Here is a 9,007-nt window from a genome sequence, read left to right on the forward strand (position 1 = left end):
AACAGCAGAAACAGTGGCAAGTTTTAGTACTGATACTAGACAAGTATTAAGTTCAATTAATAAAATTATTTTAGGTAATAACCCTTCAGAATCTAATAGCGCATATACTTATAATGGCAATGGAAGTATAGACTTAAAATCTTATAGGTATGCACAATATAAGGAGGGCGCTAATGGACATCCTTTTAATGAGGATTTTAGTGAAAATACTTCTTATAATTGGAACGGATGCTATGTGTCTAAATCATATATGATAAGTCCAAATGGCTTTCACATTGTACCTGCCTCTGAACACGATTTTGTGGAACAAGAATATACTACTAAAGGTATTGCATGGTACTATATTTTAGACACTGTGAACAAACGCTTCAAACTCCCACGCACAAAGTTCGGGTTTACGGGACTTCGTACAGGGGTCGGGAATTATGTGGCTCCTGGGTTGCCGAATATTACCGCCAAAATGATGGGGGCGACATCCGGCAGTTTAGCGGATGCATATGTAAACGCGTCCGGCGCGTGCCGCACGGAAGGGTCCGGCGGCGCGTCGGCCAAGGGCGGGGAAGAGTTTTTTTTGTGGAAGCACGATTTTGACGCTTCCCGTTCTTCTCTTATTTATGGAGCTTCCAACACGGTCCAACCCCCTGCGACGGAAATGTACCTGTACTTCTATGTCGGTAATTATACACAAACGGCTATTGATCAGACCGCAGGGCTGAACGCGGAAATGTTTAATGGCAAAGCCGATACCGATTTGGCGAACGTGGCTTCAAACATTGACTATGTAGTAGAAAGTCAAATAAACCCAGATGGTTCTTGGTATAGAAAATACAAAAGAGGTTGGATAGAGCAAGGGGGAAGTTTATCTTATGCAGAAGTCGTACAGGCGTGGGAACTAATAACTTTACTTAAACCAATGCAAGACTTAAATTATAATATTACTATTATGCCGCTGTCTAAATATAGGAGTGATACTTCTGCGTATGCAATTATGACTAGTGTCGGGAATAAAACAACAACCTCCTTTTTAGCAAATTGTTATGGTGTTTCTCCGGTTGATCAAAGCGTAGGTTTTACTTGGAAAGCCGAAGGACAAGGAGCGTAATCAGATTGTTGATGTGCAAGAGTAATGCACACATACCCGCGTGCCCGACGGGTTATAATATCGGGCTATATTGACAGTTGCGATAATTTAATCTAAGATAACACTATGGAAAAAGATTTACTACCGTATTTACAAGAAGTAACTTGCGCTGGGGCTACTGTATTCTTCTTTTGGTTTCTCTGGTGGAAGAAGAATTTGCGTGAGGAATTAGTGGAGCCAGAAGTCCAGTTGTTTAAAAAAGATATTGAACAAGCAAAGGAAAGATTATCAAAACTGGAAGCACGGCAGGATAAACAAGAAAATTTATTAGATGAAAAGATGTCTAAAATTAATGACAAGTTATCAGAAATCCAAGAATTGATAGCAAGACAAAACGGTAAGATGGAAATCATTTTGGAACGCGAGAAACGCGACCGCATAAACTAACCCTTTTTTCTGCTTGTAAATTGACGCACATATTGTTATCATAACCCCATACTAATTATATGGGGTTATTTTTATGGCAGTAGAAATACCCGAAAATATGAAAATCACTCTTGCTTTGATAGAAGATATCAAAGCAATACTAAAAAATTCCCCCTACTATCGTAAGAGATAATAGGGGCAGTATTGTGGCAGCAATACTATTTAGTACAAAATATATTCTACCACAATACCTAGTCAAAAATCAATGAGGTGTATTGTATGTACGTTAAAACCACTGACGGTGAACATAATGTGGCTTCGCAAGCAGTAGGCGGTACTGGTCTGGGTCTTGGTATCGCCGGAACTGCGCTTGCCTTGCTGAACGGAAACGGCAACGCTCTGTTAGGTGGCTTATTCGGTGGCGGTAATTCCGCTACGATTTCTACCTTGCAAGCCGAACTTGCAAAAGAGAAAGCCGAAAGATATGCGGACAGTATCGGTATTGCTACTTTCAAAGAAGCAAAAACAATGTCCGATAAAAACGACGAAAAAATCCAAGCCAATTATATTGAGTTAGCGAAAGCCGTTGCCGCCCTTGATAAACAAGTTGCGGTAGATAAACAGGCTATGACGGATAATTTGGCGTTCGTTAATAACCGCATTGACCAAACGAAGAACGAAGTATTGTGCTACTGCAACGCTACTTTCGTTCCAGGCAAATTGGTAATGCCGTTGTCCAGTATCTGCCCCGAGGCTATGCAACGCTATAACTCGTGGACCGCACCTACTGCGGCGGCTTCTGCGACGGAAGGCAACTAATTAAGGGGGGCGGGTATGAACGACAAAATCTTGGAACTGGAACAAAGACTTGCACAACTGCAAGGTGCGGAACAAACAAACTCTGTTTGGAGTTTGTTAGATAGTCAAACAAAGGACTTAATTCCGCAAGAGATAGAAACGATAAACGCTAACAAAAGTGTGCGTGTTAATAGACAAAAGATGTTAGATGTGTTTATTAATATGTTTCTATTATCTAAATACAGAAACGAGTTTGCCAACATACCCGCCTATCGTACTCTGTGCGAAGCGTATGTAAATGCGGTCATAAAAGCAAAACAGGACATAGCACAACATAATGCTGACTTGGAAGCAGAAAACAAAAAGTTAAAAGAAGAACTGGCAAAATTAAAGGGGGTTTCTAATGAGTGATGTTATCCAACAAGAGTTAGATAATTTTGAGAAAGAGTTTTTTACTATGCTCTTTGGGCAAGACTACGAAAACAGCAACAAATTCAAATTGGTATCAGTTATGTACGGAAACAAAATAAATGATACCATAAGTCAATTTGAAGCCTTTGCGCGCCCTTTAATGTTAGATAATGGGCTAGTGGACACTAGCAAGGTTAGGCAGTTAGTGGAAATCAAATACCCACAGTTTGTACATTTAATACCGCAACAGAATTTTAGGCTAGTAGATTTGCTACAAATTGTACGGGCCTTACTCTCTTGACTTTGTATTAGGTTTTAAGTACAATACGGTATGCCTAGATTTGGAAAAACTAGTAAGGAAAAAAGAGAACTGCTCTGTAATGACTTAAAAAGATTAGTGGACGAAGTCATTAAAGAGTATGACTTTTCTATTGTAGAAACGCACAGGGGCAAGGCTGAACAGGAAAGAGCCTTTAATCTTGGCTTTTCCAAAGCGCATTTTATGCAGTCGGCGCACAATCCCTGCCCTGCTTATGCGGTAGATGTCTATCCTTATCCTACACCGAAAGTGCAACATAATGGGATTATTGAGTTAGACAGTAACTCTGCGGAGTGGGATAAAATGATTAGTGTTTTCAAACGCAAGGCAACGGAGTTAGGTATTAAGATAACTTGCGGTATTGATTTTAAGTCGTTCAAAGACAAACCGCACATTGAACTGGCAGACTGGAAAGAGCGGGTAAAAAAGATTTGATATTCATAAAAGGAGTTGTGCTATGGAACAAGTGATTATGTATGTAGTAAATGCCGTAATCGGGTTAGCGGATAAATATCCGGCAGTATCTTATACCCTTATGGCTATCGGCGGTCTGTATGTGCTTCTGTCTGCCTTGCGTGGTTTCCTTACTGCTATTGTGAAACTAACCAAGACCGACAAAGATGACAAGATTATTTCCACTATCTTTGCTTTCTTGGATAAGTATGCCTATGGGTTTGGTAAACTAGGGGAATACTTTGAAGCCAAAACCAAAGATAACAAGAAAGGGAAATAATGGAAGCGTATATCTACATCGCTATTTCTATCCTAGCAGTAGCCTTTATGGGGGTACTGCTAGGTAGTGTTTTAGAGAAAAAGAAAACTGTAAAAAAACAGTTGCGTTTAAATGAAAAAATTGATAAAATTATTTCTGCTAATAATTGTATTGATAAGCACGAGTGGATTAATTGGTTGCAGAAGCGTCGTAAATAAATCGGCTTTTTGTAAGTTGCAATTAGATTATACCGACGAAGCCTTGCAGGAAGTAAACGCAACCAACAGAACACAGATAAAATCGCAATACGATTTTTGTAATTAGTTGTGGATATCTCATAACCTACCTCACCTCCCGTAAATACACAACTAAATACTCCGATAGATTAAAAACCTATCGGAGTATATTTTTCTTATTCGCCTATTCTAATCCAGTAGCCACGACTTGTTTTTGTACCAATACGCTGAACATCTTTTTCATATCCGCGTTGCGACATCATACTTGCTACCGTCATTTTAGAATACTTGTTTTTGATAAAGTTCATATCGCACCAAGCAGAGTATTGATGATACAAGTCTTGTAACGATACAAAGGTTATGCCGTCGTCGGTCTTGTCTTTCGTTGTGGGAATATAACCGCGCTGACAAAGGAACTCGCCCAGCATATCTAATTCGTCTTTACGGCTTGCCAAATAAGACTTCATACTATTCGGCACAGGCAACCGTTCCCCGCGTTCTTTCATACTATACCAAACGTGCGCTCCAAGACAGAGCCAAAAGAAAATACCGTCTTTGTGTTTCATTAGGTTCTCTTTTAGATTAATATCCCCGTTATCCAGTTTGCTATACGGAAAAGAGAAGGTTCTAAATCTGCCCCATACCGCTTCGTCGCTAGCGTCAACTGTGATTTCGTTATTGGAAGTCAACCAAATCTTAAATTTCACTTTCGCTTGGAACGGGTCGTGAAATTTGAACGCACACTTAATAGTATCTCGGCCTGTTAGACTTTTGATTTTCGCACTATCCAAATAAGTATCTCTATCAGTTTCACTAGATACTACAAAGTTTTTGTTTACCAATGAAGCAAGTTCAAAGTTCTGCGTATCGGTTACAAACCTTTTCTGCATTAATGCAGACATTTGTATTGTACCGCCAAGCGGGCCAAGTATTTCATTAATGGTATTAATGAAAGTAGATTTCCCCGAACGCGTTTTGCCGTAGATATAGAACAAACACTCCTCACAGGTTTCGCCCGTCATAGAATAACCTGCGGCAAGTTGCAATAACTCTAACTGATAAACACCGCCCTCGTCTTTGTCCGCATTTTCCAAAGACTCACGCAGAAACTTGTTCCACGCGGTCTGGTCGCTATTCGGGTCAAAGTTTACATCTAACACATAATCAAAATAATAGTAAGGCGCGTGCTTATACAACTCCAAAGTCTGCAAGTTCACAACCCCGTTCTTTACATTGATAAGGTTAGGACTAGCGTTAAAACCGCTATAAGGTTTAATGACTTTGCGTTTAATGAAAGCCATAATGTCATCTACATTTTTCTTTGTTACCTTAAACAAGTTTTGTGTGCCTTTGTAGTTTTCGTTATCCGCCAAGTCGCGCAACTCGGTTACCACGATATCGCTAATATCGCTATCTGCATTTTCCGTTTTCCAATATCCCTTTTGCTCGTCAAAGATAGCCCAAGACTTCTCGGGGATATAGATAATGTTTTGGTGGCGGTACAGAATAAAATCGGCAATACCTGCTTGGTCAAAGTTCTTCAAAGTTCGTACTGTCTTAATGTTAAACTCCACACCAAGGTTTACGAACGACGGCTCTCTTCCTGCTCTGCGGTACACCGAACGAGCGGTGGACAACGCTTCGCCCCTTGTGAAAGTAGGGTCGGCCATAGCCGTTACAAACTCCAAAGCCTTTTCTTCTGCTATGTTTTGCGGTACAATGTTATCCCGCATTTGGCACAACATAGCCATTAGTGTTTGGTTTCTGTTTCCCTTTACTGCTTTGGCAACATACTTGTTTAGCAAGTATTTCGCCAAAGACTCGGCGCGGAAATCGTCTTGCTCTATTCGTTCCACAGGAGTCTTACTCTTTTTCTGCACAGGGAACAATGCTTCTTTCAGCCACGCAGGGGCACGCATAATCTTGGTATCAGCGAAATACTCATAAGCCTTACCGCCTAATGTAGAAGGCGGAATAAGAACATACCCGCCGTCGGCTCTAACATCAATACCGCCGAACTTGCCCGCATTGGTTAGTGTGCGGACACCGGGTTCCATTTCAAAATAGTAATGAATACCGCCAGAGGGAGTACGAACGGACAAAGTGTTTGGGAAGTCCTTATGGTCGCCAAGCAATTCATAGAACGACTCTTCCCCTTTCGCTTCGTTCTTTACATCAATATCCAATACCCAGCAACCGCTTTCCTTACCAGTACGCAAGGCCCAGTTGCAACCCCGATACAGTTTACGCCACATAGCAATTTTTTCTTCGTTCGCCGTAGCCACATAGAAACCGCGTTGGTTATCCTCGTTACGCAAGAAAGGAAACGGCTTCTTGTCGTTTTCCTGTACAGGGAACACTTGCCAAATCGTTTCGTGTTTAATCATTGTCGGTTCCACCTATTTCTTCATAGATAGCAGAAGTGATAGGAGTTTTATCCAAATCTGCTTCGGCTCTTTGGATAATGTCTTTGAACTCCTCCAAAGAGTGCGCCACTCCACAATGCCCGTTAGCCCGTCTAATCTGCTCTAATTTAAGAGTTTGCAGTTTTGTGGGGTGCTTATTTGGTTGCTTCATTTCTATCGCTATAAACAAGCCGTAGTGGCAAATCATAATATCGGGGTCGCCCGCCTTTACCACTTGCTCGTTCTTTCTAATGTAGTTGTTTGGATAATTCCGTTTGTACCAATTAATGCAATTCGTTTGTATTCTGCTTTCACTCATTTTAAAAACTCCCGCGCTATGTCATTTAATGAACCCTTCTTTTTGATTACTTCCAAAATGTCTTTGTCTTTCGTTCCCTTGGCAAGCAGATAGTAATAAAAGCAAGGTTTCGTTTGCCCTAACCGCATTATACGCGCTAACGCTTGGTGGTAACGCTCCCAAGAGTAGTCCATAGAATAGAATATCTCGTATTGACAATTAGTCCAAGTGATACCGTGCGCCGCCGTTTGCGGATTGGCAATTACATATTGTACCTTATTTTCCGCAAAGTCTTTTATCGCTTTCGCTTTATCCCCCGTCCCTGCGTTAAGTGTTGTATAGGTCTTGCCAAGCCTGTCTAATTCCTTGCATATCATTTCGCACTCTTGCCGAAAGGTTGCCCAGATAACTACTTGGTTGTTACCGATATCTTCTAACAGGTCTAACAGACAGGCCAGTTTGCTACGACCAAAATCATAACACTTCTTGTTGTTTGGGTCGCTATTATCATACACAAAGCCAGACGAAACCTGTCGCATTTTTAACAGTTTCCCCATTACACTATCCGTCATTACTTCCGTTTCCCCGATGGTCGCTACCATATCTTTCTTCATTTCCTTGTACACCTTGCTCTCTTCGGGGGATAAGGAGAAGTACCGCTCCAAGTGGCTTTCGCTAGGCAAGTCTATGATATCTCTCGTGTCTATCTGTACCACATACGGTTTCATTTTTGCAAAGAAAATATCTTTCTTGTTCGGGTCCAGAGTCCATTTGTAACCCTGTTGCATATAGCCCCTAGCAATAGACGGAATACGCAACATTTCGGGGTCAGCCTTATAGATACGGCCTTTGTATTCTTTGGTAAACTCAAAGAACTCTCTGCGGAACTTATAGAAATTTGTACCAAAAACATTTTCGTTTATGATATTAATCTGTGTCCAATACTCCGCTTCGCTATTCGGCGCGGGAGTACCACTCATAACATACCGATATACACACAAAGGGGAAAGTGCTTTTATCGCTTTGTAGTTCGCCGTCTTGTGGTTCTTTATCTTACTGCTCTCGTCTAACACTAACTGCCACGCACAACCGCTAGACTTTATCATATGCTTTATGTTCGCTAGGTTCTTCCCTACACGCACATATTCGTAATTGGCTAAAATAATATCGGGCAAAGCCTGCCCTTCTTTGATGTCCTTCAAATTCTTATAGTTTGTTAAACCTATCTTTTCACAATCAGTTGCCCACGCAGAACTAATCAGTTCCTTGGGGCTTACTACTACTAACATTTTCAAATTCGGTTTCAGTTTTTTATTTTCCACATACAGGGCTAATCCTGCCAAAGTCTTACCCGCACCGCAACCAAGAAACAAACCGTAGTTCTTCCCAGTTGCCTTGGCTAATATGTCTTGTTGGTGTTTGCGTAGCGTTATCATTGTTATACTCCCGTAAGTATAGGGGGCTTGCGCCCCCTGTTTTATTTATCTGCTAACTTATAGAATTGGTCGTTGGCAAACAAAAGTTTGTTCCCTTTGATTTTTACATACCCGACACCGTCTTTCACTTTCACTTTTTCTACCGTACCTACAACCAAAGTAGCCGTACGGGGGAACGGCATACGACACAAGACCGTTTCGCCGATGTGTACCATTAGTTTGCGTGCGTCGCATACTGCGCTAATCCTGCAAACAACTTCCTTTTTCATTTCTCTTTTTCCTCCATTTTTTTTATTTTTACTAGGAATAAATATCCTATCAAATCATTGATGTTATCCTCGTTGCCAAAATCACCGCCCCTAGCAATTCGGCTTAACTTATCATCAATACGCACATATAGTTGCTCTATACTATTAGCCTTGGAAAACACTCTCACAGGGTCTAATGCAGAGTTTCCATAACTTGCGTTCTTTAATATTAGCATTTGTGTTATTTCTTCTGCTACTTTTTTTACTTTATATTCAAACAAGGTTTTCCCTCCCGCGCTTCATAATCACAATTAGGACATCGTATTCCAAAAGCACCGTCGCCTTTGGGATAGACATAATAACTTCTGCTATGCTTTCCACAAATATCACATTTCATTTTTTATGCTCCACCTTTTCATAACAACTGCGTGCTTTAAAACTCGCTTCCTGCATACAAAGAACACATTGTAAATTGTCTTTTACAAATCCTTTGCAGTAGTATCTATAATTCGGCATATCTATTTCGGCTCCTTAAAACAGTTACGAAACTTACACTCCGCATTTTCAAAACACATAACACAATTAATATCATTGTCATTATAGTTTGCACAAGTGCTACTTCCTTTGTAAACATACC

At 40.8% G+C, this 9,007-nt stretch carries 13 protein-coding genes and 1 pseudogene; 8 read left to right on the forward strand and 6 right to left on the reverse strand.

Annotation, left to right across the window (positions count from 1 at the left end):
* The 8 genes and pseudogenes from ACQY2K_RS06950 to ACQY2K_RS06985 form a co-directional block, all read left to right on the forward strand.
* Positions 1–1,102: pseudogene (locus ACQY2K_RS06950) on the forward strand (hypothetical protein); the annotation flags it as partial.
* 105 nt (positions 1,103–1,207) lie between these two features.
* Positions 1,208–1,528, forward strand: a complete 321-nt coding sequence (locus tag ACQY2K_RS06955) for a hypothetical protein (protein WP_428041255.1) — start codon at positions 1,208–1,210, stop codon at positions 1,526–1,528.
* 258 nt (positions 1,529–1,786) lie between these two features.
* Positions 1,787–2,326, forward strand: a complete 540-nt coding sequence (locus tag ACQY2K_RS06960; protein ID WP_428041256.1) for a hypothetical protein — start codon at positions 1,787–1,789, stop codon at positions 2,324–2,326.
* Between the two features lie 15 nt (positions 2,327–2,341).
* Positions 2,342–2,716 carry a hypothetical protein gene (locus ACQY2K_RS06965; RefSeq protein ID WP_428041257.1) on the forward strand — a complete coding sequence of 125 codons (375 nt, stop codon included), beginning with the start codon at positions 2,342–2,344 and terminating at the stop codon, positions 2,714–2,716.
* Positions 2,709–3,017, forward strand: coding sequence for a hypothetical protein (locus tag ACQY2K_RS06970; RefSeq protein ID WP_428041258.1), 309 nt, complete (start codon positions 2,709–2,711; stop codon positions 3,015–3,017). The genes ACQY2K_RS06965 and ACQY2K_RS06970 overlap by 8 nt, the downstream gene beginning before the upstream one ends.
* Positions 3,018–3,047: 30 nt before the next feature.
* Positions 3,048–3,470 (forward strand): hypothetical protein, encoded by a 423-nt coding sequence (locus tag ACQY2K_RS06975; RefSeq protein WP_428041259.1) that lies wholly within the window; start codon positions 3,048–3,050, stop codon positions 3,468–3,470.
* A 22-nt stretch (positions 3,471–3,492) separates the two neighbouring features.
* Complete coding sequence (locus ACQY2K_RS06980) at positions 3,493–3,768, forward strand: hypothetical protein (protein WP_428041260.1); 276 nt, start codon at positions 3,493–3,495, stop codon at positions 3,766–3,768.
* On the forward strand, positions 3,768–3,965 hold the full coding sequence (locus ACQY2K_RS06985; RefSeq protein WP_428041261.1) for a hypothetical protein: 198 nt from the start codon (positions 3,768–3,770) through the stop codon (positions 3,963–3,965). Before ACQY2K_RS06980 ends, ACQY2K_RS06985 begins: the two co-directional genes overlap by 1 nt.
* A gap of 194 nt (positions 3,966–4,159) precedes the next feature.
* Here ACQY2K_RS06985 and ACQY2K_RS06990 read toward each other — a convergent pair whose 3' ends face one another.
* From ACQY2K_RS06990 to ACQY2K_RS07015, 6 genes are all read right to left on the reverse strand, one after another.
* Positions 4,160–6,370, reverse strand: a complete 2,211-nt coding sequence (locus tag ACQY2K_RS06990) for a phage/plasmid primase, P4 family (RefSeq protein WP_428041262.1) — start codon at positions 6,368–6,370, stop codon at positions 4,160–4,162.
* Positions 6,363–6,707, reverse strand: a complete 345-nt coding sequence (locus ACQY2K_RS06995) for a hypothetical protein (RefSeq protein ID WP_428041263.1) — start codon at positions 6,705–6,707, stop codon at positions 6,363–6,365. Before ACQY2K_RS06995 ends, ACQY2K_RS06990 begins: the two co-directional genes overlap by 8 nt.
* A complete protein-coding gene (locus ACQY2K_RS07000) occupies positions 6,704–8,122 on the reverse strand; it encodes a DEAD/DEAH box helicase (protein WP_428041264.1) in 1,419 nt (472 codons plus the stop codon). Before ACQY2K_RS07000 ends, ACQY2K_RS06995 begins: the two co-directional genes overlap by 4 nt.
* Before the next feature lie 41 nt (positions 8,123–8,163).
* The gene (locus tag ACQY2K_RS07005; protein WP_428041265.1) at positions 8,164–8,391 is read right to left on the reverse strand and encodes a hypothetical protein; all 228 of its coding nucleotides are present in this window, start codon (positions 8,389–8,391) and stop codon (positions 8,164–8,166) included.
* Positions 8,388–8,651 carry a hypothetical protein gene (locus ACQY2K_RS07010; protein ID WP_428041266.1) on the reverse strand — a complete coding sequence of 88 codons (264 nt, stop codon included), beginning with the start codon at positions 8,649–8,651 and terminating at the stop codon, positions 8,388–8,390. Before ACQY2K_RS07010 ends, ACQY2K_RS07005 begins: the two co-directional genes overlap by 4 nt.
* 112 nt (positions 8,652–8,763) lie before the next feature.
* A complete protein-coding gene (locus ACQY2K_RS07015; protein WP_428041267.1) occupies positions 8,764–8,886 on the reverse strand; it encodes a hypothetical protein in 123 nt (40 codons plus the stop codon).
* Between the last annotated feature and the right edge of the window lie 121 nt (positions 8,887–9,007).

It is taken from the genome of Candidatus Avelusimicrobium fimicolum, assembly GCF_021632165.1.
Classification (GTDB): Bacteria; Elusimicrobiota; Elusimicrobia; order Elusimicrobiales; family Elusimicrobiaceae; genus Avelusimicrobium; species Avelusimicrobium fimicola.

Bases quoted from the DNA above. Each gene is read 5' to 3' on its own strand.
- ACQY2K_RS06990 (WP_428041262.1), bottom strand. From the start codon at position 6,370: ATGATTAAACACGAAACGATTTGGCAAGTGTTCCCTGTACAGGAAAAC.
- ACQY2K_RS07015 (WP_428041267.1), bottom strand. From the start codon at position 8,886: ATGCCGAATTATAGATACTACTGCAAAGGATTTGTAAAAGACAATTTA.
- ACQY2K_RS06995 (WP_428041263.1), bottom strand. From the start codon at position 6,707: ATGAGTGAAAGCAGAATACAAACGAATTGCATTAATTGGTACAAACGG.
- ACQY2K_RS06960 (WP_428041256.1), top strand. From the start codon at position 1,787: ATGTACGTTAAAACCACTGACGGTGAACATAATGTGGCTTCGCAAGCA.
- ACQY2K_RS06980 (WP_428041260.1), top strand. From the start codon at position 3,493: ATGGAACAAGTGATTATGTATGTAGTAAATGCCGTAATCGGGTTAGCG.
- ACQY2K_RS06975 (WP_428041259.1), top strand. From the start codon at position 3,048: ATGCCTAGATTTGGAAAAACTAGTAAGGAAAAAAGAGAACTGCTCTGT.
- ACQY2K_RS06955 (WP_428041255.1), top strand. From the start codon at position 1,208: ATGGAAAAAGATTTACTACCGTATTTACAAGAAGTAACTTGCGCTGGG.
- ACQY2K_RS06965 (WP_428041257.1), top strand. From the start codon at position 2,342: ATGAACGACAAAATCTTGGAACTGGAACAAAGACTTGCACAACTGCAA.
- ACQY2K_RS07005 (WP_428041265.1), bottom strand. From the start codon at position 8,391: ATGAAAAAGGAAGTTGTTTGCAGGATTAGCGCAGTATGCGACGCACGC.
- ACQY2K_RS06985 (WP_428041261.1), top strand. From the start codon at position 3,768: ATGGAAGCGTATATCTACATCGCTATTTCTATCCTAGCAGTAGCCTTT.
- ACQY2K_RS06970 (WP_428041258.1), top strand. From the start codon at position 2,709: ATGAGTGATGTTATCCAACAAGAGTTAGATAATTTTGAGAAAGAGTTT.
- ACQY2K_RS07000 (WP_428041264.1), bottom strand. From the start codon at position 8,122: ATGATAACGCTACGCAAACACCAACAAGACATATTAGCCAAGGCAACT.